At 71.2% G+C, this 26323-nt stretch carries 20 protein-coding genes; 14 read left to right on the top strand and 6 right to left on the bottom strand.

All coding sequences use genetic code 11. The features are described 5' to 3' along the window. Positions 1-7 precede the first annotated feature (7 nt). The gene (locus ABOD76_RS18250) at positions 8-2911 is read right to left on the bottom strand and encodes an insulinase family protein (protein WP_350243382.1); all 2904 of its coding nucleotides are present in this window, start codon (positions 2909-2911) and stop codon (positions 8-10) included. Positions 2912-3025: 114 nt separating this feature from the next. Here ABOD76_RS18250 and ABOD76_RS18245 point away from each other — a divergent pair, with 114 nt between their 5' ends. From ABOD76_RS18245 to ABOD76_RS18230, 4 genes are read left to right on the top strand one after another with little or no spacing between them, the layout of a single operon-like run. Continuing rightward, on the top strand, positions 3026-4030 hold the full coding sequence (locus ABOD76_RS18245) for an Ig domain-containing protein (RefSeq protein WP_350243381.1): 1005 nt from the start codon (positions 3026-3028) through the stop codon (positions 4028-4030). Continuing rightward, a complete protein-coding gene (locus ABOD76_RS18240; RefSeq protein ID WP_350243380.1) occupies positions 4027-4476 on the top strand; it encodes a hypothetical protein in 450 nt (149 codons plus the stop codon). The genes ABOD76_RS18245 and ABOD76_RS18240 overlap by 4 nt, the downstream gene beginning before the upstream one ends. Then, positions 4473-5012, top strand: a complete 540-nt coding sequence (locus ABOD76_RS18235) for a hypothetical protein (protein ID WP_350243379.1) — start codon at positions 4473-4475, stop codon at positions 5010-5012. The genes ABOD76_RS18240 and ABOD76_RS18235 overlap by 4 nt, the downstream gene beginning before the upstream one ends. After that, entirely contained in the window at positions 5009-5218 is a 210-nt protein-coding gene (locus ABOD76_RS18230; protein ID WP_350243378.1) for an RNA-binding S4 domain-containing protein, read from the top strand. Before ABOD76_RS18235 ends, ABOD76_RS18230 begins: the two co-directional genes overlap by 4 nt. Positions 5219-5273: 55 nt before the next feature. Here ABOD76_RS18230 and serA read toward each other — a convergent pair whose 3' ends face one another. Then, a complete protein-coding gene (gene serA, locus ABOD76_RS18225) occupies positions 5274-6896 on the bottom strand; it encodes a phosphoglycerate dehydrogenase (protein ID WP_350243377.1) in 1623 nt (540 codons plus the stop codon). A 103-nt stretch (positions 6897-6999) separates the two neighbouring features. Here serA and ABOD76_RS18220 point away from each other — a divergent pair, with 103 nt between their 5' ends. Then, complete coding sequence (locus tag ABOD76_RS18220; RefSeq protein WP_350243376.1) at positions 7000-7794, top strand: hypothetical protein; 795 nt, start codon at positions 7000-7002, stop codon at positions 7792-7794. A 209-nt stretch (positions 7795-8003) separates the two neighbouring features. Here the strand turns inward: ABOD76_RS18220 and recD2 are convergent, their stop codons facing one another. Continuing rightward, positions 8004-10109, bottom strand: a complete 2106-nt coding sequence (recD2, locus tag ABOD76_RS18215; RefSeq protein WP_350243375.1) for an SF1B family DNA helicase RecD2 — start codon at positions 10107-10109, stop codon at positions 8004-8006. A gap of 266 nt (positions 10110-10375) precedes the next feature. Here recD2 and ABOD76_RS18210 point away from each other — a divergent pair, with 266 nt between their 5' ends. From ABOD76_RS18210 to ABOD76_RS18180, 7 genes are read left to right on the top strand one after another with little or no spacing between them, the layout of a single operon-like run. Continuing rightward, positions 10376-11038 (top strand): hypothetical protein, encoded by a 663-nt coding sequence (locus tag ABOD76_RS18210; RefSeq protein WP_350243374.1) that lies wholly within the window; start codon positions 10376-10378, stop codon positions 11036-11038. Beyond that, positions 11038-12093: an AAA family ATPase gene (locus ABOD76_RS18205; protein WP_350243373.1), complete on the top strand. Its 1056-nt coding sequence runs from the start codon at positions 11038-11040 to the stop codon at positions 12091-12093. Before ABOD76_RS18210 ends, ABOD76_RS18205 begins: the two co-directional genes overlap by 1 nt. Continuing rightward, a complete protein-coding gene (locus tag ABOD76_RS18200) occupies positions 12080-13060 on the top strand; it encodes a DUF58 domain-containing protein (protein ID WP_350243372.1) in 981 nt (326 codons plus the stop codon). Before ABOD76_RS18205 ends, ABOD76_RS18200 begins: the two co-directional genes overlap by 14 nt. Continuing rightward, the gene (locus tag ABOD76_RS18195) at positions 13057-14070 is read left to right on the top strand and encodes a VWA domain-containing protein (RefSeq protein ID WP_350243371.1); all 1014 of its coding nucleotides are present in this window, start codon (positions 13057-13059) and stop codon (positions 14068-14070) included. The genes ABOD76_RS18200 and ABOD76_RS18195 overlap by 4 nt, the downstream gene beginning before the upstream one ends. Beyond that, positions 14067-15041 carry a VWA domain-containing protein gene (locus tag ABOD76_RS18190; RefSeq protein WP_350243370.1) on the top strand — a complete coding sequence of 325 codons (975 nt, stop codon included), beginning with the start codon at positions 14067-14069 and terminating at the stop codon, positions 15039-15041. The genes ABOD76_RS18195 and ABOD76_RS18190 overlap by 4 nt, the downstream gene beginning before the upstream one ends. 59 nt (positions 15042-15100) lie before the next feature. After that, a complete protein-coding gene (locus tag ABOD76_RS18185; protein ID WP_350243369.1) occupies positions 15101-16282 on the top strand; it encodes an exonuclease SbcCD subunit D in 1182 nt (393 codons plus the stop codon). Continuing rightward, complete coding sequence (locus tag ABOD76_RS18180; protein WP_350243368.1) at positions 16279-19023, top strand: SMC family ATPase; 2745 nt, start codon at positions 16279-16281, stop codon at positions 19021-19023. Before ABOD76_RS18185 ends, ABOD76_RS18180 begins: the two co-directional genes overlap by 4 nt. A 21-nt stretch (positions 19024-19044) precedes the next feature. Here ABOD76_RS18180 and ABOD76_RS18175 read toward each other — a convergent pair whose 3' ends face one another. The 3 genes from ABOD76_RS18175 to ABOD76_RS18165 are packed head-to-tail and all read right to left on the bottom strand — an operon-like array spanning position 19045 to position 22583. Beyond that, positions 19045-20400, bottom strand: a complete 1356-nt coding sequence (locus tag ABOD76_RS18175) for a hypothetical protein (protein WP_350243367.1) — start codon at positions 20398-20400, stop codon at positions 19045-19047. A gap of 32 nt (positions 20401-20432) precedes the next feature. Continuing rightward, the gene (locus ABOD76_RS18170) at positions 20433-21569 is read right to left on the bottom strand and encodes a vWA domain-containing protein (protein ID WP_350243366.1); all 1137 of its coding nucleotides are present in this window, start codon (positions 21567-21569) and stop codon (positions 20433-20435) included. 6 nt (positions 21570-21575) lie between these two features. Next, positions 21576-22583 (bottom strand): ATP-binding protein, encoded by a 1008-nt coding sequence (locus ABOD76_RS18165; protein WP_350243365.1) that lies wholly within the window; start codon positions 22581-22583, stop codon positions 21576-21578. Positions 22584-22903: 320 nt separating this feature from the next. Between ABOD76_RS18165 and ABOD76_RS18160 the strand changes: the two genes are divergently transcribed. Next, positions 22904-24226, top strand: coding sequence for a S8 family peptidase (locus tag ABOD76_RS18160; RefSeq protein WP_350243364.1), 1323 nt, complete (start codon positions 22904-22906; stop codon positions 24224-24226). A gap of 26 nt (positions 24227-24252) precedes the next feature. Then, positions 24253-26277 carry an HD domain-containing phosphohydrolase gene (locus tag ABOD76_RS18155; RefSeq protein WP_350243363.1) on the top strand — a complete coding sequence of 675 codons (2025 nt, stop codon included), beginning with the start codon at positions 24253-24255 and terminating at the stop codon, positions 26275-26277. Positions 26278-26323 lie beyond the last annotated feature (46 nt).

Below are 26323 nucleotides of genomic sequence, written 5' to 3'. Positions count from 1 at the left end.
CCGCGCTTCAGATCGCCTGCACCTCGAAGGTCAGGCCGGCGGACGCGGTCTCGGGGTTGGGGTCCTTGCCGGCCACCAGCGCGTAGGCGGCGCGCTCGGGGGTCAGGTAGGTGTCCATCACCCGGCGCAGGTCGTCGAGCGTGACGGCCAGCAGGCGGGTCTTGTACTGCTCCTGCAGCTCGGCGGTGTAGCCGCCCAGGTCGCCGTAGAAGCGCATCCGGCCCACGGTGTCGGGGCTGGTCAGCGGGTCCAGCTGCTTGCTGGCCGACAGGATCGCCTCGGTCAGCTCGCGGTCGGACAGGGCCGTGTCCAGGAAGGCGCGGGCCTCGCGGAAGGCGCGGTAGGTGCGTCCGATGTGCGGGTCGCGGTAGCTGGTCATCCGGAACACGCCGCTGTGGGTGTCGAAGCCGGCGTTGCCGCCGTATGCGCCGCCCTTCTCACGCAGCTCGCGCAGCAGGTACTCGGTGCCGAGCAGCTTGCTCAGCGCCAGCAGGGCCGGGCTGTCCGGATGGGTGTACGGCACCGTCTGGAACGCCACAGCGTTGTAGGCCACCGGGGTGTCGGTGGTGCGCGCCTGGGGCACGCGCGGGGCCAGCGGCACCTGCAGCGAGGGGGCGGCCTGTCCGCCGAACAGTCCGGTCAGGCTGGACAGCTCCAGTCCCAGGTCCGGCTGGCTGGCGGTCAGGGCGATGCGGGCCGCGCCGGTCAGGATCGCCTGCTGCAGGGCCTGGAACCGGTCCATCACTTCGCTCCAGCTGGCGGTGCTCAGCAGCGCCTCCAGCCGCTTGAGGGCCTCCAGGCCGCTCTGACGCTCCTCCAGCGCCGCTTCCGGGCTCAGCTGCGCCGCGGCCAGCCGCCCGGCGTAGGCGTTGCCGCTGCTCACGATGCTGGCCCGCACGCCGGCCACCCGCTGCTTGACCAGCTGCTCCAGCCGGCCCGCATCGAACTGCGGCTCCGCCAGCACGTCGCGCAGCAGCGTGACCAGTTCAGCGGCGTTGCGGCTGAGCGCCTTGCCTCCGAAGGTGATGCTGACCCGCAGGTCGTCCAGCCGCTCCGGCCCGGTGCCCACGCCCGCCGAGGCGCTGATGCCGCCGGTCAGGGCCTCAATGCGGCGCGTCAGGGCCACGTAGTCCTGGCCGGCCGCGCCGCTGCGCGTGACCGCAAAGGCGTACAGCGGGAGCCACTCCAGCAGGTCACCGCTCAGCTGCGGCAGCCGCACCTGCACGTCCAGGTACACCAGCCCGCTGGTCGGCTGCTCGATGCGGCCCACCACCGCCCCGCCCTGCTGGTCCAGCGTGTAGGCGGGGCGCGGCACGGTGCGGGTCACGTCGTCCAGCGTCAGGGTCGGCAGCAGGCTCAGGTCGTCCTGCTCGTCCTGGCTGGCCTGCAGGCTCAGCGCCTCCTGCACCACGCGCGCCTTGTCCTCGTCGGTGAAGTTGGCACTCAGCCGCGCCACCATCTCGCGTTCGGCCTCCACCTGCCGGGCCGGCTGCTCCGGGTCCGGCACCAGCGTCAGTGAGACGCGGTGCGGGTTGGTGAGCAGCTGCTCCCGGATCGCCTGCTCGAACACCGGCCCCTGGGCGCGCTGCTCGGCCAGCCACGCCAGCGAGGCGTCCAGGTTCAGGCCGCTGACCGGGTCGCCGCCGTACAGCCACGGCCCGATGGCCCGGAACATCACCTTGAAGCTGTAGGGCCAGCCGGCGTTCGAGACCTCCTTCTGCGCGATCTCGAACTGGTGCAGCGCGCTGTCCACCAGCGCCGGGTCAATGCCCGCGTCCGCGATCTGCTGCAGCGTGTCCAGCACCACCCGATGCACCTGCGGGGCCCTGTCGGCGCTGAGGCCCTTGAGGCCCACCGCGAAGGCGCCCTCGCGGAAGTTGTCGTGATAGCCGCTGCCGTCCGAGAGGGCGCTGCCCAGCCCCGACTCGATCAGCGGGCGGTACAGCGGGGCCGCCGGGTTGCCCAGCAGCACCTCCGAGAGCACGCTCCACAGCAGGTTCTGGTGCGGATCGAAGCTGTAACCGAGCTTCCAGGCCACCAGGGCCTGCGCGCCGCGCTCCACGTCACTGGACGGGTAGCTCACCTGCTGCTCGATGGGCGCGCTGTAGGACGGCTGATCCGGAATCGAGACGTCCAGCGCGTTCGGCTGGAAGTGCTGCATCACCCCGGCCTCAATGGCGTCCAGGTAGCGCTCCAGCGGCAGGTTGCCGTAGGTGTAGAAGTAGGCGTTGCTGGGGTGGTAGTGCGCGGCGTGGAAGTCCTTGAGCCCCTGGTAGGTGAGGCTGGGAATCTCCGACGGCTCGCCGCCCGAGTTGTTGGCGTAGGTCAGGTCCGGGTACAGGCCCTTCTGGACGGCCTTCCACAGCACGCTGCTGGGCGTGGCCATGGCGCCCTTCATCTCGTTGTAGACCACGCCCTGCATCTTCAGCTCACTGCTGCTGTCGGCGGGGTCCGCGTACTCAAAGCGGTGGCCGTCGCGGCGGAAGCTCTCGTAGCGCAGCAGCGGGAAGAACGCGGCGTCCAGGTACACGCCCAGCAGGTTGAAGTAGTCGCGCTCGTTGCGGGTGGAGTAGAGGTAGGTGGTCCAGTCGGACGCCGTCATGGCGTTCATGAAGGTGTTGAGCGAGCGCGGAATCATGGCGAAGAACGGGTCCGGCACCGGGTAGGTGCGGCTGCCCATCAGCGCGATGTGCTCCAGGATGTGCGCCACCCCGGTGCTGTCCTGCGGCACGGTCGGAAAGAACACCGCGAAGGTCTGGTTGTCGTCGTCGCGCGCCACATGCAGGTGCCGGGCGCCCAGGTCGTGGCGCAGCACGTAGACGGTGGCCTGAATGGCGCTGAGGGGTTCGACCCGCTCCACGGTGTAGCGGCCCAGCCGGGTGCCGGCCGAGATCTGATCAGTCACGGTCATGCGGGGATGATAGCGCTTGCTCCGCGGCCGCCTGGAAGCCAGGGCACACGTCGCGGCGGCCGGGCACATGAACCGTGCCGCCGCCTCCTCATCCGTTGCGGGTAGACTGCCGGTATGCGACGTCGTCTCCTGTGGCCCCTGGGGCTGACCCTGAGCGTGGTGCTGGCCGCCTGCGGCAGCACCGGCACCAGCAGCACCACCAGTACCAGTGACGCCCTGTATTTCGCGACCTCCAACGTGCCGGTCGGCTACGTGGGCGAGAGCTACAGCACCGATATCCAGATGGCGGGCGGCATCGGCCCGTACAGCCTGAAGCTCACCGACGGCCAGCTGCCGGAGGGCCTGACGCTCAGCGGGCGCACCATCACCGGGCGGCCCAGCAAGGCCGGGCTCTACACCTTCACGCTGGAGGCCAGCGACGCCGCGCTCTCCAGCAAGGTCCAGAAGATCACGCTCAACGTGGCGGCGCTGCCGCCGCTGAGCCTGAACCTGCAGCTGCCCAAGAGCGAGGTGCGCGGCGAAACGCGCCTGCCGCTGACCATCAGCGGGCCGCGCGGGGTGCGGGCCGCCCGGTACGTGTGGAAGATGCCCGCGGGCCTGAATGTCACGCGCATTGTGCCGTCCAACAACAAGACGGTGATCTTCTGGAAGGTGTCGTCCGGAACCCTCACCATGGACCTGGGCTTCAAGAGCACGCCGGCCAACGGCGCCCAGCTCGCCATGCTGACCGTGCGGCCCAGCAAACCGGTGACGCTCACGGCGTCCGGCGCCGTCACGACCGCGGTGGGGGCCGACGGTGTGGCGCTCGGCCAGCCGGTGACCGCCTCGGTGCCGTCCGCCCCGGCCGGTTCGCCCAGCACGCCCGCCGCCGGGCAGCCGTCGGTGCCGTCCACCACTGAACCGTCCACCCCAGCAGACCAGACGCTCTCGGTGCCGTCCACGCCGGTCAGCGTGCCTACCCCACCGGTCAGCACTCCGGCCACCCCCACCACGCCAGACCCGGCCCCCGCCGACCCCAACACCGAGGACTCCGGTTCCGATGAGCCCGGCAGCATTCCGCTTCCGCCAATGGAGCAGCAGACCCCGCCGGCACCCAGCACTCCGGGAGGTGGCTCGTGAGGCGCGCTCCCTATGCGCTGGCCGCCCTGCTGCTGGGCAGCGTCTCGGCCACCACCGCGCCGACCCTGACCCTGGCCCAGCAGGCGCAGCGGGCCCAGGTGATCGTGCGCGCCACGCTCGGCACGCCGCTGCAGGTGACGGAGGAGGGCGTGGGCTACACGGTGGTGCCGCTCAAGGTGACCGAGACGCTGGCCGGTGACGCGGCCCAGCTGCCGCAGAACCAGGGCGGGCCGGCCCTGTACTTCCTGAGTGGAGCAGAAGGCCTGCCCACCTTCCAGGCCGGACAGGACGCGATGCTGCTGCTCTACACCGGACGGCTCGACAGCCCCCTGGTGGGCTACAACCAGGGGGTCTACGTGCAGGTGAACGGCCAGCTGACCAGCGGGACCCTCAAGACCATGGACGCCCTCAGGTCCGCCATCGTGGCGGCGCGGGGGCAGCGATGAGGCGGGCGGTGATGCTGGGTCTGGCGGCGCTGCTGGGCAGTGCCTCGGCCGCCACGGTGCGGCTGCGGCCCCAGAATCCGCAGATCGAGCAGATTATCGCGGACGTGCTGAAACGCATTTCCAGCGAGGGGCTGCCGCTCACGCTCGACAAGAGCAGCGGCACCATCCTCGCACTGGGCGGCAGTGGCGCCACCGCCCGGGTGGCCTTCAACCCGGATGTGAGCGCCCGCACCCTCAACACTGCCGACGGCAAGCGGATCGAGTTCAATCCCAAGGGGCCGCAGCCGCTCAAGGACGCGGTGGAGGCCGAGCTGCTCAAGGAACTGGGACTGAGCGCCCTGACGCCCGAGGCCGCCCGTCTGCGCTTTTCGGGGGTCGACATCAACGGCGACGGCAAGGTGGACACCGCCGATCTGGCGCTGCTGATGGGCAGCTACGGTCAGAGCGGCAGCAACCAGCGCGGCGACCTGAACAACGATGGCCACGTGGATGACCTGGACCTGCAGATTTTCAGCAAGGCCTACCGGCTGCCATGACAGACGCGCCCGAACGTTCCGAGGTGATGGACCTTCAGGACTACCTGAAGCTGGCCGGGCTGGTGGGGACCGGCGGTGAGGCCAAATTCATGATTCAGACCGGCGAGGTGCGGCTCAACGGCGAGGTCGAGACGCGCCGCCGCAAGAAGATCCGCCGGGGTGACCGGGTCTTCATTGACGGCAAGGAGCACGTGGTCGAGTTCTGAGAGCAAAAGACGGCGGGCGGCCAGAGAAATCTGGCCGCCCGCCTGTCACACCTGCCTACACGCGCACCAGGAAGGCCGAGTCGATCACGTCCAGGGCGCGGACCTGCTCCAGCTGCTCGGCGCTCAGGCCGTCGTCCAGGGTGAGGGTGAACAGGGCCTCGCCGCCCTTCTCGGCGCGGCCCAGGGCCATGCCGGCGATGTTCACGCCCCACTCGCCCAGCAGGGTGCTGAGCTTGGCCACCGCGCCCGGCTTGTCCTGGTTGCTCGCAATCAGGATGTAGCCTTCCGGCTCCAGCTCCACCCGGAAGTCACGCAGGCGGGTCAGCCGGGCGTTGCGCCCGAACACGGTGCCGCCCACCGTGCGGAAGCGGTCGCGGTCGCCGCCCTGGTGCGCCTGCACGATCACCTCGGTCTGGTAGTCGGGGCTCTCCGGCTGCTCGCGCACCGTCACGTTCAGGCCGCGCTCGCGGGCCAGGGCACGGGCGTTGATCATGTTGGGCCGCTCGTCGGTGGTGGCGCCCAGGTACCCGACCAGCACGCTGGTCAGCACCGGGGTGGGGTCGGCGGGGAATTCGCCCCGGAAGGTGACTTCCAGGTCGCCGGCGCCCGGCAGAAGCTGCGCCAGGATCTTGCCGAGCTTCTCGCCCAGGTCCAGGTAGCCGCCCAGCGCCTGCATGGTCTTGGGGTCCAGTGCCGGGGCGTTCACGGCGCCCTTGCTTACGTCGCCCTGCAGCGCGGCCAGCACCCGGTCCACAATCTCAGCCCCCACCCGTTCCTGCGCCTCGAAGGTGTTGGCCCCCAGGTGCGCGGTGATGCCCAGGTTGGGCGCGCCCAGGAAGATGTGGTCCGGGGTGGGCGGCTCGTCCACGAACACGTCCACGCCGGCGGCGAACAGGTGGCCGCTGTGCAGCGCGTCCACCAGCGCCTGCTCGTCGATGATGCCGCCGCGCGCCGCGTTCACCGCAATGGCGCCGGGCTTCAGGCGGGCCAGTTCGGCCGCTCCGATCATCCCGCGCGTCTCGTCGGTCAGTGGCGTGTGGACCGTCAGGAAATCCACCTGCGAGAGCAGTTCGTCCAGGGTGGCCGCCCGGCGCACGTCCTGGCGCTCGAACTTGTTCTCCGGCACGTAGGGATCGTAGGCCACCACGTTCATCCGCAGGCCCTGGGCACGGCTGGCCACAATGCTGCCGATGCGCCCCAGCCCCACGATGCCGAGCGTCTTGTCCTTGAGCTCGATGCCCAGGAACTTGCGGTCCCAGACGCCCTTGCGGGTCTGGCTATCGCTGCGGGTCAGGCCGCGTGCGGCCGCCATCAGGTGCATGATGGCCAGCTCCGCCGCCGAGACGTTGTTGCTCTCGGGGGCGTTCAGCACCAACACGCCCTTCAGGGAGGCGTAGTCCAGGTCGATGTTGTCCACACCCACCCCGCCACGTCCCACCACCTTCAGGCGCTCGCCCGCCGCATCCAGCAGTTCCCGGTCCACCTTGGTGCGCGAGCGGGTGATCAGGGCGTCGAACTCCGGCAGACGGCGCAGCACGTCCGCGCGCGGCATGTTGGCCACGTACTCGATGTCGAACCCGGCGAAGTCCAAGGTGCCGGGATTCATCTCGTCGCAGATCAGCACCCGGAACGGCTGAAGCTGGACGGCGGCCTGGGCGGTGGGGGCGGCTGAGGTCATAGGTCAGGGTAACGCAGCGTCACATGGGCCACGAACATTTGTCTGTGGGAGCGGACCACAAGTGTGGGCGGATTGCGGCCAAGGCCGGGCTACAGTGCCGGGCGTGAAGACTCGAATGATGCTGGGTGTGGTGGCCTTGACGGCGGTATTGAGCGCGTGTGGTGGACCGGCCGTGACCGGCGGTGGGATGCCGGCCGACCCGAACGTCTCCACGTTGAGCACGCTGAACGGGCAGGTCTCCGGCTTGGGCAACGGGGTGGCTACGCTGGAACTGTTGGTGGACAACTCCCGTCAGAAGTCGGCCAGCAATCCGGTGATCGCCAAGACGCAGGTGGGTGCAAGCGGTGCGTTCGGTCTAAAGCTGCCGGGGGCCACCGCTCTGGACTCGTACCTTCTGCCGGTCAGCTTGACAATCAGCACGGCACAGTGTTCTGGAGAGCTTACCTCCAGCACGCCCGGCGCGAGGAGCTTCGAGTTCGCGGTGCTGGACTTGACCCGCAATTCTATCTACGTTGACTCGCTGCTGAATGTCAGCGCAGAGGATCAGAGCGACAGCACAACGTACCGCGTAACGGTGACCGGTCGGCGCTGGGCCTATCTGGATCAGGCCACCACCATGGGCGGCTCCTATGCCTGTCAGGATGTGGACGCGGACACCGCCACCACGATCAACAGCACTTACCATTGGAACTCGGTGGTGAAGGCCGGCTGGAACGTACAGACGGAGACGACGGTCTTCACCGGCCAGCGGGATGGCCCCGCCCTTACGGCTGAGACCACCGTCACCACGGCCGCTGATGCACCCACCACCTGGATCCGCGCAAGCAGTCTGACCACGCTCTCGCTCCACGATAATGTCCTGCGTTCAGCGGCTCGTTTGGTACGCTCTCACCTGTGAGCTGAGCGCTGGCTCTACTTCAGGGCTCGGGAGTGAATATAGCCGTCTCTATAAATTGTTCTTTGAAGCAGCTCAGGGCACGGTTCTAGCATTGCAACCAAACCAACGGAGCAAGGGTCGGCGTGAAGGGGCAGTGGACAGCACCAATGAAGAGAAACGACACTCAGCATCTGCTGAGTGTCGTTTCTTTGATGTGGAATCTCCAGAACCTATGCGCTGCGAATCCGTTCCAGCAGATGTGTGCAGCGCTCCTCGCGCTGGCGGCGGGCAGCCACTTCCCAGGCGCGGGTGGATCCGGCCGCCACGAAGCGCTCGCGGGCGCGGGTCAGGGCGGTGTAGGCCAAGTTACGGCTGAGCATCGGCGCGTGGACCTCGTGCAGCACGCCCAGCACGGTGCCCCACTCGCTGCCCTGGGCGCGGTGAACGGTCAGGGCGTAGCCGAGCGTCAGGTTGAACAGCTCGGCACCGCTCAGTTCCACCACGTTGCCGTCAAAGTCCACCTGCAGGCGGCCCGGCCCGGCACTCAGCACCGTGCCGAGCGTGCCGTTGAACACCTCGTTTTGGTAGTCATTCTTGGTCTGCACCACCACGTCGCCTGGCCGGGCCTCACCGTCCGCGATGCGGGTACCACCTTCGCCGGGGTTGAAGATGCCCTGCAGGTGGTGGTTGAGCATCTCCACGCCCAGTGGTCCCTTGCGCATGGGCGTCAGCACCTGCACCTGTGAAGGCCCGCCCAGTTCGCGCACCAGCAGCGCCACCCGCCGCGCCCCGCCGTCCGGTTCCACCGCCACCTGACTCAGGCGGGCGTCGCCCCACTGCGGCGCCTCGCCGTGCTGCAGGCCGTGCGCCGCCGCGATGATCGGGTTCTGGGCCGCCTGACGGTAGACCTTCTGCAGCCGGATGGTGGGGGCAGCCTGGGTGAGTGCCATCAGGGGCAGCCCCGCGTCCACCGGGGGCAACTGGTCCACGTCGCCCACCAGCAGCACCCGCGCGCCCGGGGCCACCGCCGACAGCAGCGACAGCATCAGCGCGTCGCCGCACATGCTCACCTCGTCCACGATGATCAGGTCGTGCATCACCGGTTCCAGGTGGTTGTTCCGGAAGCCGCCGGGGCCGTACCCGAGCAGCCGGTGGATGGTGCTGGCGGTGCGCCCGGTCAGCTCGCCCAGCCGCCGCGCCGCCTTGCCGGTGGGCGCGCACAGGCCCACGTCCAGGCCCAGCGCCTCCGCCAGATCTGCCACCCGCCGGGTGGTGGTGGACTTGCCGGTGCCGGGGCCGCCGGTCAGCACCACCAGCCGCTGGTCGCGCAGCAGTTCCAGCACCTGTGCCTGGGCGTCGTCCAGCCCTCTGGCAGCGTTGTCCCGGACCTCCCAGGCCTCGGCGGGCGGGGTGGCCAGCAGCACGCGGATGGTCTGGGCCAGCTTGCGCTCGGCGCGCAGGGCGTGCGGCAGGTAGATGCGCCCGTCGTCGTCCTTGAGGCGGGAGAACTCCAGCGCGTTGTCCAGCGCCAGCTGCGCCTGCGGCAGCCCCACGCGGGTGTAGTGCATGATGCCCTTCACTGCCCGCTCGCGCGGCAGGTAGCTGTGGCCGCCCTGAAGCGCCGCCTGCTGCAATGCGTACACGGCGGCGGCCGTCAGGCGGCGCGGGTCATCCTGCGGCACGCCCTGGGCCTGCGCCAGCCGGTCGGCCGTCAGGAAGCCGATGCCTTCCACCTCGGTCAGGGCGTACAGGTCCTGCTGCAGGTGGTCGAGCGCCGGCTCTCCGAAGTGTTTCAGCGCCTTCTGCGCCTGCGAGATGCTCAGGCCCAGGCCCTGCAGCCCCGCCAGCAGCCGCCGTTCCGAGCCCTGGGAACTCCAGCTCTGGACCATCTTGTGCAGGGTGCTCTGGGTCACGCCCGGCACCTGCAACAGCAGCTGCGGCTCGCTGCCCAGCACGTCGAAGGTGCCGGCCCCGAAATGCCGCGCGATGCGCCCGGCCAGCACCTTGCCCACCCCATCCACCCGCGCTTCCAGGTAGGCAGCCACGCCCTCCGGCGTGAGGTCTGCCGGCACCGCCTCTAGGATCAGGTTCAGCACTCGGTACTGGTAGCCGTACTCGCGGTGTTCTTCCATCACGACGTCGGCACTGAAGGTGTCACCCACCTCGATGGGCGGCATCAGGCCCACCAGGGTGGCGTCCGGGTCCTCGCCCTCCTCGTTCTTCAGGCGGGCCAGCGCCACCGTGAAGCCGCTTTCGGCCCGGAAGCGCACCTTGTTGACGCTGCCCGTAACGCGCAACTGAACCGGAGCGTGGACATCAGAGTGAGGGGCGGCCATTTCGTCCTGAGCATAGCATCCGTGCCCGGCCGGCTCCCGGCGGCCGGCCGCGCCGGGAACGCCCCAGCCGGGCAGAGCGGATTTTCATCCAGCCTTTACCCTTGTGCCGGGAGCGCCGGATTGGTGAAGCGCTTCAGGCTTCTCGCAGAAGGAGGGCCTACAGTGAAGGCCAGGGCCAACAGGCAACTTGCCAGCGCGGCCCGGGAGGTCGGCGTGGTCGGTTCTGGCAACGTGCATCCGCATCTCATTGCGCCGGGAAATGCCCCGTGAAGGCCCTCCTCTGTGGAGTGGCGCTGCTGGCTGGAAGCCTGGGCTTTCTGGCCGGGCGCGGCAGCGTGGGCGAATCTGCCCCGGCCCTGTCGCTGACGGTCCCCCAGAAGCAGACGGCTGGGCCACGCGTGCAGCGGGTGGTGGACGACACCCTGCGCGATCAGCAGAAGGTTCCGGGCGATGAAGCCCCTGCCGCCCCGCAGGCCGCGCCGGGAGGCGTGCCGGAGGCCCCAGGTGGAGCGGCGCCCCCATCCCAGTCGGCCCCCGACCAGGCACAGCAGGCCCCCAACGATCCGCAGGAACTGGTGCCGCTGGCGCCCGGTCAGCAGCCGGGCCAGGGGCAGGGCCAGCCGCAGCCGGGGCAGGGTCCGCCGCCGCCCGCCGGTCAGGGCCAGTGCACCCTGCTGTACATGAATGGCCAGCTGTACCAGCTGCAGCCGGGGCAGTCCCCCCCGGGCCAGCAGCCGGGACCGGGCCAGGGCAACCAGCCGGGTCCCGGTCAGCCGGGCGGCGACAACGAACTGATCCCGCTGACCCCGTATACCGGCCCCTCCCCGATTCCCGGCCTGCCCACCACGCCGTTCGGCTCGCCCACCACGCCAGACCCGACCGCCCCCACCACCCCCGCCCCCAACTTCGATCCCCGCCTGAGGTCCTGATGACGAGTGAACCCAAGCTGACCCCCCTGTCGCCCCAGGCCGTCACCCAGGCTGCCGCCCGCCTGCGCACCCTGCTCTTCGAGGTCAAGCGGGTGATCGTGGGGCAGGACCTGATGCTGGAACGGCTGCTGGTGGCCCTGATCGCGCGCGGCCACGTGCTGATCGAGGGAGTACCGGGGCTGGCCAAGACGCTGGCCATCCGCACCACCGCCGACGCCATCGGCGCCACCTTCCGCCGGGTGCAGTTCACCCCGGACCTGGTGCCGGCGGACCTGATCGGCACGCGCATCTATAACCAGCGCGACGGGCGCTTCGAGGTGGAACTTGGGCCGGTCTTCGCCAACCTGATCTTGGCCGACGAGATCAACCGCGCCCCCGCGAAAATCCAGTCGGCGCTGCTGGAGGCGATGCAGGAGCGGCAGGTGACTATCGGCCTGGAGACCTTCCGGCTGCCGGACCCGTTCCTGGTGCTGGCCACCCAGAACCCGATCGAGTCGGAGGGCACCTACTTCCTGCCGGAGGCGCAGGTGGACCGTTTCATGTTCAAGGTGATGATCGGGTACCCCGGCTTCCACGAAGAGATGACGGTGGTGGAGCGGGTGTCGCAGCGCTTCCCGGCCATTCAGGAGCAGCTCACGGTGGATGAGCTGCGCGAGCTGCAGGGCATGGCTGATCAGGTGTACGTGCATCCGGCGGTCACCGAGTACGCCGTCACGCTGGCGCGCGCCACCCGTGACCCCGGCGAGGTGCGGCTGCCGGAACTGAAGCGCGCCATCACCTACGGCGCCAGCCCGCGCGCCAGCGTGAACCTGATCCTGGGCGCCAAGGCGCTGGCGATCGTGCGGGGCCGCGAGTACGCCCTGCCGGAGGACGTGCGCGACTTGGCCCCGGAGGTGCTGCGTCACCGCATCATGCTCAGCTACGAGGGGCTGGCCGAGGACGTGCGGCTGGAGGAGGTGGTGCAGCGCATCGTGGCGGCCGTGCCGCTGCCGCGCGTTCACCTGGGCGACCCGCATCAGGCGCCGGCGGCGCCCTCTCCTCATGAGCCTGCTTAGCCGCCGCCGGCGGGCGGCCCCCCCCACACCGCCGCCCGCTCCGGCCAGCCCGGCACGCGCGCCGCTGGAGCTGCCGGCCCACCTGCTGCGCCGGCTGGAGATGCAAGTGCTGCGCCGGCTGGACGGCTTCCTGTTCGGCGACTATCGGGGGCTGTTCTACGGCCCCAGCCTGGACCTCGCGGAGGTGCGCGAGTACCAGCCGGGCGACGAGGTGCGGCGCATGGACTGGAACGTGACGGCCCGCACCGGTCGCCTGCACGTCCGCCAGTATCGCGAGGAGCGCGAGCTGACTGCCTGGCTGGTGGTGGACACCTCCAGCAGCCTGAACTTCGGCACCCGCCGGGTGCTGAAGCGCGATCTGGTGCGCGAGTTCGTGGGCCTGGCCAGCCTGGTGATCACCCGCCACGGCGACCGGGTGGGGGCCATGACCTTCGGGACCGGCGCCCGGATGGCCCCGCCGCGCACCGGCCGGGCGCAGGCGCTGGCGGTGCTGTCGCTGCTGACGCCCGGTCCGGGGTCCGGCGTGCCGGCGCCGACAAAGAGCAGCGACCTGGAGACGGCCCTGACCGGGGTGGAACGCACCCTGCGCCGCCGCTCGCTGGTGTTCGTGATCTCGGACTTCCTAGAGCTGGCCACTCCCGACGGCAAGGGCTGGTCCGGGGCGCTTGGGCGGCTGGCGCAGCGGCACGACGTGGTGGCGGTGCGTGTCTCAGACCCGGCCGAGCGGGTGCTGCCGGACGTGGGCGGCGTGCGCCTGCGCGACCCGGAGAGCGGCGAGGAGCTGTGGCTGGACACCTCCGATCCGCAGGTCCGGGCCGCGCACGCCCGGCTGGTGGCGACCCGCGACGCGGCGCTGCGCCACGCGCTGCGGGCGGCCCAGGTGGACCTGCTGGACCTGGACACCCAGCACGACCCGGTGGCCCCGATGCTGCGCTTCACGGCGGCGCGGCGGGGGAGGCGCGCATGACCTTTACCTTCCCGGCGCTGCTGTGGCTGCTGCTGCTGGTGCCGCTCGCGGTGTGGGTGCTGTGGGCGGCGGCCCGGCGGCGTGACCTGCGCCAGCGCGCCTACGCCGACGCCCACCTGCTGGGGTCGGTGCTGAGCCCTGGGCGGCCCTCGCGCGCCCGCTGGCCGCTGGGGTTGCAGCTCGGGGCGCTGGCGCTGCTGCTGTTCGGGGCCGCCCAGCCGGTGGCCCAGCCGATCCTGCCGCAGAACCGGGCGGCTGTGATGATCGCGCTGGACGCCTCGCGCTCGATGCTCGCCGACGACGTGAAGCCCACCCGGCTAGAGGCGGCGCGGCAGGTGGCCCGCGAGTTCGTGCGGCTGGCGCCGCGCAGCACCCGCATCGGCCTGCTGACCTTCTCGGACAACGCCTCGGTGCTGGTGCTGCCGACCACCGACCGTCAGGCGCTGCTGGACGCCATCGGCCGGGTGCAGCCGGCCCAGGCCACCAGCTTTGCCGGCGCGCTGGTCAGCGGCGTCCGGGCGCTGCCGGGCCGCGCCGCCGTGGTGCCGCCCAAGGAACTGACCCCCGACCGGACCGTCACGCCGTCCACCCCCTCCACGCCCACCAACCCGGCCACGCTGCCGCCCGGCGCCATCCTGATGCTCTCGGACGGCATCTCCAACCGCGGGGCCAGCCCGCTGATCGCGGCCCGCTTCGCCTCGGACAACCGGGTCAAGCTGTACGCCGTGGCGCTGGGCAAGCCGGGCGGCTCGGTCAGCGTGATCGGCGGGCAGACGGTCTTTGTGCCGTTCGATACCGCCACGCTGCAGCAGCTGACCCAGCTGACCGGTGGGCGCTTCCTGTCGCCGCCCGGGGCCGAGCAGCTGAAAGCGCTCTTCCATGAGCTCGGCACCGTGATTCGCTGGGAGCCGGGCCGACTGGACCTGGGCGGGGTGCTGGCCGGCGTGTCGGCGCTGCTGCTGCTGATCGGCGGGGCGCTGTCGCTGCGCTGGCAGCGGAGGGTCCCGTGAGTTTCCTATGGCCCTGGGCGCTGCTGGCCCTGCTGGCGGTGCCGCTGCTGGTGTGGGTGTACCGGCGCGGCCTGGGTGGCCCGGCGCACTCGGCGGCGCTGCATCCGGACCTGCGGCTGCTGGCGCAGGCCAGCCGTCAGCCCCGCTCACTGCGGCGTCACCTTCCGGCCGGCCTGTATCTGGCGGCCCTGGCGCTCGGGCTGATCGCGCTGGCGCGGCCCACCGCGCCGCTGCCGCTGCCGGACAACCGCACCACCATCATGCTGTCGCTGGACGTCTCGCAGTCGATGGACGCGGACGACATCGCGCCCAACCGCATCCAGGCGGCCCAGGAGGCGGCCCGGCGCTTCGTGCGCTCGCTGCCGGACGGGGCGCGGGTGGGGCTGGCCAGTTTTGCCGGCTACGCGGTGCTGAACACGCCGCCCACCACCGAGCACCAGCGGGTGCTGGACGCGATTGACCAGCTGAACCTGGGCCGCGGCACCGCCATCGGCGCCGGGCTGCTGACTGCGTTGCAGGCGCTGCCGGAGCGCGGACCCAGCCAGACCGGAACCAGTACGGCTCCAGCCGGCGGCAAGCGGCCCCCGGCGGCCATCGTGCTGCTCTCGGACGGGCGCAACAACCGCGGCATCGATCCGCTGCAGGCGGCAGCCCAGGCCCGTGACCTGGACGTCAAGGTCTACACGGTGGGACTCGGCACGGAGGGCGGTCAGATGACGCTGGGCGGTTACCGGGGCTTCAACGCGGGGTTCGATGCGGAGACGCTGACCGGCATCGCCACCACCACCCACGGGAAGTACTACGCGGCTGGGTCGGCCGGGCAGCTCAACAGCATCTACCGAAGCCTGGGCCGTTCGCTCGGCTGGACGGTGCAACCGCGCGAGGTGTCGGGCTTCGTGGCCGCGCTGGCCGGACTGCTGCTGCTGGCCAGCCTCGCCAGCTCCGAGCTGTACACCCGCCGGATGCTGTAGCGCCACTCAACCGTGCATTCGCGCCGGGCGGGCGCCATCAAAGCTGATAGCGTGAAGGTATGCGCGTCCTGCACACCGCCGACTTTCACGCTGGGCGGAACACACGCGGCTTTGACCGCACTCCCGAACTGCACGACGCCCTTACCGAGATCGTGGGGCTGGCCCGGACCGAACGAGCCGACGCCGTGCTGGTGGCGGGCGACCTCTTCGACACCGTCAACCCCGGCGCCGACGCCGAGGGCATCGTCTACGACTTTTTTCTGCGATTGCGCGACCTGGGCATTCCCAGCGTCGTGCTGGCCGGCAACCACGACAGCGCCAGCCGCCTGAACAGCCTCAGCGGCCTGCTCGGCTGGGTGGGCGTGCAGATGGTGGCCGAGCTGAGCGCCAACCCGTCCCGGCTGGTGCGGACCGTGCAGGCCAAAAACGGCGAAACGCTGGTGGTGGCCGCGATTCCCTACCTGTCGGAGCGCCGGATGCTGCGGGCCGCCGACCTGTTCGGGCAGGAGGTGGGCGCGTGGCGTCAGCGCTACCGCGACGGCATGGGCTTCCTGATGGGGCAGCTGGGCCAGCACTACCAGGCGGGCGCCGTCAACATGATGATGATGCACGCCACCCTGGACGGCGCGCAGCCGAGCGGCCAGCGCAGCGTCACGCTGGACATCCACAACAGCTACACCGTGTCGGGGCTCCAGTTTCCGGCCGGCACCCAGTACGCCGCGCTGGGGCACGTGCACAAGCCGCAGGTGGTGGGGGAGAGCCGCATCGCCCACTATCCCGGCAGCCTGATCCAGCTGGATTTCGGGGAGGGGGGGGAGCAGAAGCAGGTGAATCTGGTGGAGGTGGAGCCGGGCCGCCCGGCCCACGTGACGGCCATTCCGCTGGCCAGCGGCCGCACCCTGCGCACCCTGCGGGTCACGCACGCCGACCTGGAAGCGCGGCTCACGGCGGCCCGGTCGCTGGATGGGCTGCTCAAGGTGGTGGTCAGTGCCCCGGCCGGCACCGCGCTGCCGGGCCTCAAGGATCAGGTGCTGCGGATGCTGCCGAACGTGCTGGCGGTGGAACTGGACGCCGACGCGCTGCCCGAAGCGCTCAGCCCGCTGGCCTCGCGCGAGCACCTCAGCCGCCTGCAGCTGTTCGAGCAGTACTACCGTGAGCGGCGCGGACAGCTGCCGGACGCGCTGCGCACGGCCTTTCTGGAAGCGCAGCAGGCGGTGCAGGCGGGCGAGGTGGAGGCGTGAGGCCGCTGGCCCTCAGCGTGCAGGGCTTCATGCCGTTCCGCGCTCCGCAGCACCTGAGCTTCGATGGCCTGGACCTGTTCGCCATCGTCGGTCCGACCGGCAGCGGCAAGAGTGCGCTGCTGGACGCCATGACGTTTGCGCTGTATGGCCGCACGCCCCGGCTGGGCGGCAGCGGCATGGAGGCCCTGATCAGCCAGGGGGCCAGCGGCTGCGCGGTGGAACTGGAGTTCGAGGTGCGCGGGCAGCGCTACCGGGTGGCGCGCAGCCGCGGCCGCAAGTCGTCCGGCAATCAGGTGAAGTTCGAGCAGTGGCTGGCCCCGGAGGGCCGCTGGCAGAACCTCAGCACCGACAGCAAGGTGGCCCAGACCGACGCCCGCATCGAGGAGGCGGTGGGCCTGGACTACACCGCCTTCACGCGGGCCGTGCTGCTGCCGCAGGGCGAATTCAGCAGCTTCCTGAAAGGCAAGAATGCCGACCGGCAGAAGCTGCTGGGCGAGCTGATGAACATGTCGGAGGTGGCGGACATGGCCAAGTTTGCGCGCGACCGCACCCGGCAGCTGGACCTGGAGCTGAAGGGCGCCCAGACCCGGCTGGAACGCGAATACGGCGACATCAGCCCCGAGGTGCTGGCCGGCTGGCAGGCCGATCAGGTGGCCGCCCACACCCGCATCGAGACGCTCGACGAGCAGCGCGGTCAGCTGACCCTGAGCGTGCAGCGGCTGCGCGAGGTGCAGCAGTCGTGGAGCACCATCCAGCGGCTGCAGGCGGGCGTGCAGCGGCTGGAGCAGCAGGCGGGCGCGGTTCGCGAAGGTGCGGAGCGTGCTGCCGCGGCCCGGCGGGTGGCCGGCGTGCTGCCCCTGCTGGACGTGGCCACCCGTGCCGAACAGGCGGCGGCCCGTGCGGCCGGTGAGCTGCGCCGACAGCAGGCGGACGCGGCCGAGGCGCGGCGGACGGTCGAGGCGGCCACAGCCCGTCTGACCACCGCCGAGACGCAGGCGGCGGGGATTCCGGCGCTGCGTCAGCGCTCGGAGCAGCTGCGGGAAGGTGAGGCGCTGGCGCAGCGGCTGCGGCGGGCCGGTGGCCGACCGGACGCCCAGCACGCCCAGCCGCTCCCCTGGGACGAGGAGCAGCATGCCGAGGCGCACGCGGCGGCCGAGCGCCAGAAGCGCAACAGTCTGGAGCGGGTGCAGCTGGACGCCGCCCGCTCCGCCCACGAGCGCCGCGCCGCCGACCTGGCCACCGAGGAGCTGACCCAGCGCCGAGAGCTGGCCGAACTGGAGCGGCTGAAGGGCGAGGGCGTACGGCTGAAGCAGGACGCCGACGCGACCAAAGCGCGGCTGACCGAGGCGGAGGCCCACGCCGGGGTGCAGGCCTTCCGCCACCTGCTGCACCTGGGTGAGCCGTGTCCGCTGTGTGAGCAGGGCGTGCAGCACCTGCCGTCTACCCCAGCGCCGGACCTCAGCCCGCTGCGCGATCAGCTGGCGCGGCAGGAGCAGACCCTGGAAACGCTGCGCGAGCGCTGCAAACAGCTGATGGCCGAGACGCGGGTGCGTGCCCGTACGCTGGCCGAGGGACAGCAGCAGCTGCAGGAGGAGCGGCAGCACCTGCAGGCCCGCGAACAGGACCTGCAGCTGGCCGAGGCCAGCGTCACCGGTCAGCCGGCCGAGCTGGCGGCCCGGCTGCTGGCGGGTCTGGCCGGGCTGGTGCGGCAGGCAGGCCCGGACCCGGCGGCGGCCCTGCGGCGCTGCCAGGAGCAGATCGAACAGCTGGGACAGGCGGTCGAGGCGGCGCGTGTGGCGCTGGCCCGGGCCAGCAGCACGCTGAGCGGCGCCGAGGCTCGCCTGGAGGCGGCCCAGGTGGTGGCCAGCGACCGGCAGCAGGAGGGGGAGGCCGCACGCCACGCCGCCCAGTCTGGCCTGACCGAGCTGCGGCTCAGCGAGGCGGAGGCGCGGGCGGCGGCGCTGCCGGAAGCGCAGATTGCGGCTTTCGAGGAGGCGGTGCAGCAGCACCAGCAGGAACGGGTGCGGCTGGAGGCAGAGCTGCGGGAGCAGCAGCGCAAACTGGGCGGCCAGGACCATGATCCGGCCGCGCTGGGGGCCGCCGAGCGCAAACTGGCCGCCACCGAGACCGAGCTGAACGCCGCCCGCGAGCATGCCGGGCGGCTGGCCGAACAGCTGCGCTCGGGGCGGGAGCGGCTGGCGCGCAAGGGTGAGCTTGAGGCCGAAGCGCAGCGCACCTCGTCTCAGCTCGATACCTGGAAGACGCTCTCCGGCAGTCTGGCGGTGGGCGAATTCCAGCAGTACCTATTGCAGGAGGTGGAATCGCGGCTGCTGTCCGGTGCGGGCCAGCTGCTATACGACATCAGCGACCAGCGCTACCGGCTGGGGCTGCAGGACGGCGACTACGTGGTGCAGGACCTCTGGAACGCCGGTGAGGCCCGGGCCGTGCGCACGCTGTCGGGCGGCGAGACCTTTCTGGCCAGTCTGAGCCTCGCCATCGCGCTGAGCGACTACCTGGCTGGCAATCAGGTGCTGGGCGCGCTGTTTCTTGACGAGGGCTTCGGCACGCTGGACCCGCAGGCGCTGGAGGCAGTGGCCGGCGCGCTGGAGAACCTGCGCACCAGTGGCCGGATGGTGGGCGTCATCACCCACATCGAAAGCCTGTCGGAGCGGCTGCCGGTGCACCTGCTGGTCAGCAAGAGCACCCTGAGCGGCAGCACCGTGCAGCGGCTGGACACCTGAGGGTTGGCCCGCAGCGCCCGGTCAGGGCCGGGTCTGCGCCTCAGCCCGCACCGTGGCCTCGCGGTCGTGCAGCAGGGCGCTGCGGGCCGGGTCCGGCAGGCCAGGGCGACCCGCCAGCGCCAGCCGCACCCCCGCGTCCGGGTCCGTGAGCAGCGCCTCCAGGCCCTCGTCCGGCAGCGCTGGATGGGCGGCCACCGCCCGCCGCACGCCAGCATGGGGATCGCGGCTCAGCTGCAGCAGCAGCGCGTTGCCCGGATGCTCGCTCAGCGCCACCGCCCGCCGCACCTCTGGCGACGGGTCGGCCGCCAGCCGGTCGCGCAGCTCCGGCGGCAGGTCCGGCCGCACGCACAGCACGGTGCGGATGGCCGGGTCCGGATCCAGGCTCAACGCCTCCAGCACCCCGGCCGGCAGCTGAGCGGCGGCGGCCACGTGCAGCCGCAGGTCCTGTTCCGGCGAGCGGATCAGCGCCAGGATGGCGGCTTCCGGCAGGTCGTCGCGCTCCAGCAGGGCGCGCCGCACCACCTCGGACGGGTCCTCGGCCAGCTGCCTCAGCAGCTCTGGCGTCACGCCGGGCCGCCGGGCCAGCGCGGCCCGGACATCCGGGTCGGTGTCTTGGGCAGCCCGGCTCAGCCAGTCCGGCGGCACCTGCCACGCCTGCATCGCGGCGGCCCGGACGCCCGGCGCGTCGCTGGTGGCCAGCGCCAGCCGCACCGCGCCCGGCAGGTCGCCGCGCCGTGCGATGGTCGCCTGCACGTCCAGGTCATGATCGGTGGCCAGGGCCAGCAGGTGCGGCAGCGACAGGTCCAGGCGCCGCGCCATCACCGCCCGCACGAAGGCGTGGCTGTCCTGCAGCAGCAGGTCCTGCAGCTCGGTGGGCAACTCGTCGCGCGCCGCCACCGCCTTGCGCACGTCATAGTCCTGATCGGTCGCGAGGGCAGGCAGCAGGTCCGGCGGGAGGTCCGGCCGCCGGGCCGCCGCCTCGCGCAGCTGCCACTCGGCGCTGCCGGCCAGCTGCCGCACCCGCGCCTCGCTCAGGTCGCTGCGGCCGGCCACTGCCAGCTTGGCCAGCACCTGATCGTGGCGCATGGCCGCCTCCTGGACCCAGTCGGGCGCGTCCGGCAGCGCGGCCAGCCGGGCCACGGCCTCCCCGGACCAGCTGCCCAGCAGCCCCGGGCGGGCCAGCCGCAGCAGCGTGAGGGCCGGGTTGTGCAGCACCGCGTCCGGATGCTGCTCGGCCAGTTCGCCCAGCCGCTCGGGCGGGGTGTTGGGGTGGCGGGCCACGGCCTCGCGGACCTCAGCGGCGGGGTGCTGGCTCAGCTGGGTCAGGCGATCGGCGGTGGCGGTCGGTGGGGGAAGGTCCGGGTGGGTCTGGGTCATAGGAAAGGTGGGAGCGCGCTCCTGGGCACAGCTTATGCCCGTTCCTCCAGCCGCAGCACCTCGCCGAACGGGAACCCCTCGTCTTCCAGGCCGCCGGGCGGCACCACCCACAGCACCGGACTGCGCGGCACCAGCTCCGGAAAGTCGCCGTAGCCGTCGGTCAGGTAGATGATCACGTCCGGCTCCTGCTCCGTGGCCCGCACGAACACCGGCCGGAAGTCGGTGCCGCCTCCACCCTGCGGCGGCGGAATCTCGGACCCGGCGGTCAGCGGGTACGGGCCGTAGGCCTCGGTGTCGGCGTAATACAGCTCCGCCTGCACATGCGGATAGGCGCCCAGCACCCCCTGCACCTCCGCGATCAGCGCCTGCACCGCCTGGTCGTCCACGCTGCCGGAGGTGTCCACCGCAATCAATGCCCGCAGGCTCTCGTCGTCCAGCGCCTCCAGGTACAGCCCGCGCCCGATGAACCGCCGGTCGAAGCCGCCGAAGTCGGTGGGCGTGCGCGCCAGGAAGCGCCACAGGTGGCTGCGCCAGTCGAGCCGCGCGGGCGCCAGCCGGGCCAGTTCGCGGTGCAGCCCCAGCGGGTCGCTGCCGTGCCCGCTGAGGCTCTCGGCGGCCCGCGCCTGGGCGAGCGTCTGGCTCCAGCGCCGGGCCTGCCGGGCGGGTGTGTCGCCGGAGCGGCCGCCCTCGCGGGGAGGAGCGTCGGACGGAGGCGCGTCCAGCAGGTCCTCGTCCTCCTCGTCCTGCGACTGCTCCTGGCCTTCCAGCGCGGCGTACACCTCCTCCACGCTCAGGGTCTCCAGGTGCGCGTCGCGCGGGGCCGTTTCCAGGGTCGGCAGGCCGGCGCTCGCCACCATGCCGTTCACGATCAGGTCGGCGGCGCGGTTCCAGCGCTTCGCCTCGCGCGGACCGCGCCGCTGAACGTGCGAGAGGGCCGCGTGCAGCACCTCGTGCAACAGCAGGCCGTCCAGCAGGGCCGGTGGCAGTTGGGCCGCCGCCTGCGGGTTCAGGAACACCCGGTCGCCGTCGGTGGCGGCCAGCGCCACCTCCTGCGACGGCACGATGTCGGCCTGCAGCAGCAGGGTGGCAAAGAATGCACTCTTGCCGCGCAGCCGCAGCCGCGACCCGGACAGCAGCCGGGCGAAGGCGGGATCGGAGGGAGTGGCCACGCCCGGCTAGCCCGCGCTCAGCTCGGCCGCACCCTGAATCAGCTGGGCCAGCCGGGGCTCGCGCTCCATCAGGCCCAGCAGGTCTCCGAGCTGCCCCAGCGCCTGGAATTTGCTGACCAGGGTCGCCACGTACAGCTGCAACCACTCCGGCCCGGCGTGTCCGGCCAGCCACGAGAAGGCGTGGAAGCCCTGCTGCGCGTCGGCGGCGCGGGCCGCCAGACCCACCACGGCGGCGTAGCGCACGCTTGGCTCCTCCGGCAGCGGCAGGTCGCGGCCCTGCCCGCTCAGCACCACGCCCAGGTCCGGCAGCTGCTGGTACAGCTGCACGAAGGCCGCGAACTCGGCGCCGGACGCCTCACCCACCGCCGGGGCCACGTCCAGCCCGGCCCGGTGCAGCGCTGACGCCATCTCCCACGCGCGCGGGCTGGGCCACGCCGGCTGGGTGGTGTCCAGGCGGTGCAGCAGTTCGGGACGGAAGGTCAAGAACGCCAGGATGTGCTCGTGCAGGCTGCGGCCCAGCGCGTAGCTGCGGAACGCATCGAAATCCGGGCGCACCGTCAGGTGCAGGAAGCGGTTGGCCAGCGGCGCCGGCATGTCGAACACGCTGGCCCGGTCCTCCTTGCGGTTACCGGCCGCCCACACGAACCAGCCGGCCGGCAGCACGTAGCTGCCCACCCGGCGGTCCAGAATCAGCTGCTGCGCCATGCCCTGCATGGTGGGCGGAGCCATGTTGACCTCGTCCAGAAACAGCACGCCGCGTCCGCCCTGCGGCAGAAACTCCGGTGGATACCAGCGGCTGATGCCGTGTTCGGCCACCGGCAGGCCGCGCAGGTCGGTGGGGGCCAGCTGCGAGAGCCGCACGTCCACGAACTCCAGGTCATGTTCGGCGGCCACCTGCGCCACCACGCTGCTCTTGCCGACGCCCGGCGGCCCCCAGATCATGGTGGAGAGCGGCAGCTGCCGTGCCACCAGGGCACTCAGATAGGTCCTCAGTTCGGCGGGGGTCATGCTCACGGTCAGGGGCTCCTTCTGGCAGCGCGCGCTGCTGCCCTGAAGGGTAGCATCCGGCTCGCGGCGACTGACCCGGTCCCGGCTCGGTCACCATGAAGTTTTTCACGCAGGGCCGCCGGTCTCGGGGGGCAGGCCCCTTCATTCGCAAGGGGAATTGACAGTGTGCCAGAGGGCCTGTCACCCTGAATAGTAGTCTGGCTTAACACTTAGGAAGCCAGAGCCTGCCCCCCAGCAGCGGTCGTCGGTTCCTTTCCAACCTGCCTGCGCCAACGTGTTTCCGTCCCGTTTCGTCGTTCCCGGTCCCTGCTCTGAGAGGAGCTTCCATGAACCTGCCCCGTTCTTCTCTGATGTTGGGCCTGCTGACCAGCGGCCTGCTGAGTGCCTGCGGCTCCGTCGCGCCGGCCCCCTCGCTCACCGCTGCAGGGGACGCTGTCGCCACGCCCACCGCCAGTTACCCGTACGCCGTCACGCTCGCGGTCACGGCGGCCGACGCTCCGGAACAGCTGGCGGCCCGCTACGACGGCAAGGTCATCGCATTCCGGCCGCAGCAGGGCTATGCGCTGCTGGCGACCCGCAGCGCCACCCTGCCTCAGGACAGCGCCCACGCCCCGGTGCGCGAATCGAACGCGCGCGCAGTCAGCGGCGGCGGCATGACCGCCTTCGCCAGTGGCAAGGCGACCGTTTGGGCCAGCGGCAAGGCCACAGTGTGGGCCAGCGGCCAGTTCCAGGTGGTGCCGGAGAACACCAGCATCTGGACCCAGATTCATCTGGAGCAGGCCCAGAAGCTCGCGCCGCACCTGGGCCAGGGCGTCAAGGTGGCGATGATCGACACCGGCCTGGACCTCAGCCATGAGGCGTTCCAGGGGTCGCTGGCGCCGCAGAACGAGTGGCGCGACTTCTACGACGACGACAACGATCCCAGCGATGTGGGTACCTTCGGGGAAGGCGGCTACGGACACGGCACCAACACCGCCGGCATCGTGCTGCAGATTGCCCCGGCGGCCACCATCCTCCCGCTGCGCGCGCTGGGGCCGGACGGCAGTGGCGACGTGCTGAGCGTGGCCCGCGCCATTGACTGGGCGGTCAGCTGCCACGCCAGCGTCATCAACCTGAGCCTGGGCACCGGTAGCCGCTCCAAAATTATCCAGGACGCGATGGACCGGGCGAGTGAGGCGGGCGTGCTGATCACCGTCTCGGCCGGCAATGAGGGGCAGAACCGGCTGAACTATCCGGCCGACGACGCCGCCTCCGGGAAGCACAAGGACCGGGTGATCAGCGTGGGCAGCGTGAGCCGCCTGGACCTGAAGTCCAGCTTCTCCAACTACAGCAGCCACCTGGAACTGATGGCCCCCGGCGAGGAGGTGTACGGCCCGGCCCCGCACAACATGCTAGCGGCCTGGAGCGGCACCTCCATGTCGGCCCCGGTGGCGGCCGGAGCGCTGGCGCTGGCGCTGGGCGAGCATCCGGACGCGCGTCTGGCGGCCCCGTCCTCCAGCCCGGAGGCCGTGGCGGCGCACCTGCTGGCCAGTGCTGATCCGGTGGACGCTCTGCCGGGCAACCTCCCGTACCGGGGCAAGCTGGGCAGCGGCCGGGCCAACCTGGAAACCTTCCTGCGCAGCCTGAAGGCCGGCGACAAGGGCAACTGAGTGGCGGTCAGGAAGGGTCGCGGGGCATGATCGGGTGGCTGCTGCAGGCGTCCCTGACGCCCGGCGGCAGTGTGGAGGCGCGCCGGCTGGTCGGTGAGGCTCAGCCGCTGCTCAAATCTGACGTGCCGGGGGCACTCGCGCTGGCGCGGCAGGCGCGTGAGGTTGCGGAGCGGGATGGCGACACCGAGGCGCAGGTGTGGAGCCTGCTGATCGAGGTGGAAGGGCACTTTGAGGCCGGCCAGCTGATGGAAAGCGAGCTGACGGCCGAACAGCTGCTGGAGCTGGTGTCGGACCAGCCAGAGACCTTCGATCGGCCGCGCAGCGCAGCGTATCTGCGGCTGGCCTACCTGCGGCTGCAGTCCGGCAACCTCGCCGAAGCGCAGGATCTGGTCGGGCGCTGTCTGTACCTGGCACGGCAACAGCAGGTGCCGGAGCTGGAGGCGGCCGGGCTCAACGCCCTGTCGGCGGTGTACCGCACCCGGGGGCTGTATGCGGACGCCATTGCCGTGCTGCGTGACGCGGCCCTGCTGTACCACTCCTGCGGCGACACGCACGGCGAATGCGTGGCGAGCTGCAACATCGGGCAGCTGCAGAGCAGCATCGGGCGCACTGACGACGCCATCTCGTCGCTGCGCTGGGCCTACTCGCTGATCGAGGACCATCCGGACGAGCGGAAGCTGCGGCTGAACATCATGTTCAATCTCGGCAGCGTGTACCTGGACGCCGAGGACTACCCGGGTGCCGAGAGCAATTTCCGGCAGGCGCTGCAGGAGAGTGCCGAGCTCGGCGACCGGCAACTGCAGGCGGCCACGCTGATTAACCTGGGGCTGGCGCTGCAGCATCAGCGGGCGGATCAGGAGGCGTTCGCCTGCTATCAGGCCGCGCTGGAGCTCACCAAGACGCACGGCTTCCTGCCGCTGCGGGTCAACGTGCTCGACAGTCTGGGCAGCTGGTACGAACAGGCCAGCGACCCGGTGCAGGCGCTCGACTGTTACCGTTCGGCGCGCGACATCGCCCGGGGCATCGAGTACGCCGACGGCGAGCTGGACGCCCTGCTGAGCGTGGGCCGGCTGACGGCGGCGCAGGGTGACCTGGAGACGGCCGCCGGGCTGCTGGGTGAGGCGCTGGACCTGGCCGGTGTGGGCGGCCGGGCCAAGGGCCTGCGCGACGCGCACCAGATGCTTTCGGATCTGTACAAACGCCAGGGCCGGCTGGCCGAGGCGCTGGAGCACTTCGAGGCCTACCACGCCCAGGAGCGGGAGTTGTTCAGCGCCGAACGGGACCGCACCACCCGGACCCTGATGATGCAGTTCGATGTGGAACGCTCGCAGGCGGAGGCCCGGCTGAGCCGCGCGCAGCGGGCGGTGGCCGAACAGGCGCAGGCGGAGGCCGAGGCCCTGGTGCAGGCCCGGACCGCCGATCTGGAACAGGCGCAGATGGAAGTGGTGGCGCGGCTGGCGATGGCGGCCGAGTTCCGCGACGACGCCACCGGAGAACACACCCGCCGGGTGGGGATCGGGGCGGCGCTGATCGCTGAGGAGCTGGGCCTGTCGCGCAGCCAGGTGGACACGCTGCGGGTGGCGGCCTGCCTGCACGATGTGGGCAAGATCGGCATTCCCGACGCCATCCTGTTGAAGCGGGGCAAGCTGACGGCCGCCGAATTCGAGGAGATGAAGCGCCATACCCTGATCGGGGCGCGGCTGCTGTCCGGCGGGCAGTCGGAGGTGCTGAACATGGCCCGCCAGATCGCGCTGACCCACCACGAGCGCTGGGATGGGGGAGGGTATCCGAACGGGCTGGCCGGCCGCGAGATTCCGCTGATGGGCCGCATCGTGGCCCTGGCGGACGTGTTCGATGCCCTGGTGCATTTCCGGCCCTACAAGCTGGCCTGGGACCGGCAGGACGCCCTGGCCGAGCTGGTGCGGCAGCGCGGGCGGCAGTTCGACCCGGAGCTGACGGACGTGGCGCTGCGGGTGCTGGGCAGCGCCCGTTACGACGCGGAGCTGCTCAACCGCGAGGTGCTGGCCCGCGAGTGGCTGCCGGAACGGTAGGGCCCGTACAGGTGGCCGCCCATCCGGCGGCTCGGCCAGCTGGCTC

This window comes from Deinococcus sonorensis KR-87 (genome assembly GCF_040256395.1).
In the GTDB taxonomy this organism is placed as follows: domain Bacteria; phylum Deinococcota; class Deinococci; order Deinococcales; family Deinococcaceae; genus Deinococcus; species Deinococcus sonorensis.
This window is presented reverse-complemented; position numbering and strand designations above follow the sequence as displayed.

Coding starts and splice junctions, on each gene's coding strand:
- ABOD76_RS18155 (WP_350243363.1), top strand. CDS start 24,253: ATGATCGGGTGGCTGCTGCAGGCGTCCCTGACGCCCGGCGGCAGTGTG.
- ABOD76_RS18235 (WP_350243379.1), top strand. CDS start 4,473: ATGAGGCGGGCGGTGATGCTGGGTCTGGCGGCGCTGCTGGGCAGTGCC.
- ABOD76_RS18160 (WP_350243364.1), top strand. CDS start 22,904: ATGAACCTGCCCCGTTCTTCTCTGATGTTGGGCCTGCTGACCAGCGGC.
- ABOD76_RS18175 (WP_350243367.1), bottom strand. CDS start 20,400: ATGACCCAGACCCACCCGGACCTTCCCCCACCGACCGCCACCGCCGAT.
- ABOD76_RS18250 (WP_350243382.1), bottom strand. CDS start 2,911: ATGACCGTGACTGATCAGATCTCGGCCGGCACCCGGCTGGGCCGCTAC.
- serA (WP_350243377.1), bottom strand. CDS start 6,896: ATGACCTCAGCCGCCCCCACCGCCCAGGCCGCCGTCCAGCTTCAGCCG.
- ABOD76_RS18205 (WP_350243373.1), top strand. CDS start 11,038: ATGACGAGTGAACCCAAGCTGACCCCCCTGTCGCCCCAGGCCGTCACC.
- ABOD76_RS18185 (WP_350243369.1), top strand. CDS start 15,101: ATGCGCGTCCTGCACACCGCCGACTTTCACGCTGGGCGGAACACACGC.
- recD2 (WP_350243375.1), bottom strand. CDS start 10,109: ATGGCCGCCCCTCACTCTGATGTCCACGCTCCGGTTCAGTTGCGCGTT.
- ABOD76_RS18200 (WP_350243372.1), top strand. CDS start 12,080: ATGAGCCTGCTTAGCCGCCGCCGGCGGGCGGCCCCCCCCACACCGCCG.
- ABOD76_RS18230 (WP_350243378.1), top strand. CDS start 5,009: ATGACAGACGCGCCCGAACGTTCCGAGGTGATGGACCTTCAGGACTAC.
- ABOD76_RS18195 (WP_350243371.1), top strand. CDS start 13,057: ATGACCTTTACCTTCCCGGCGCTGCTGTGGCTGCTGCTGCTGGTGCCG.
- ABOD76_RS18245 (WP_350243381.1), top strand. CDS start 3,026: ATGCGACGTCGTCTCCTGTGGCCCCTGGGGCTGACCCTGAGCGTGGTG.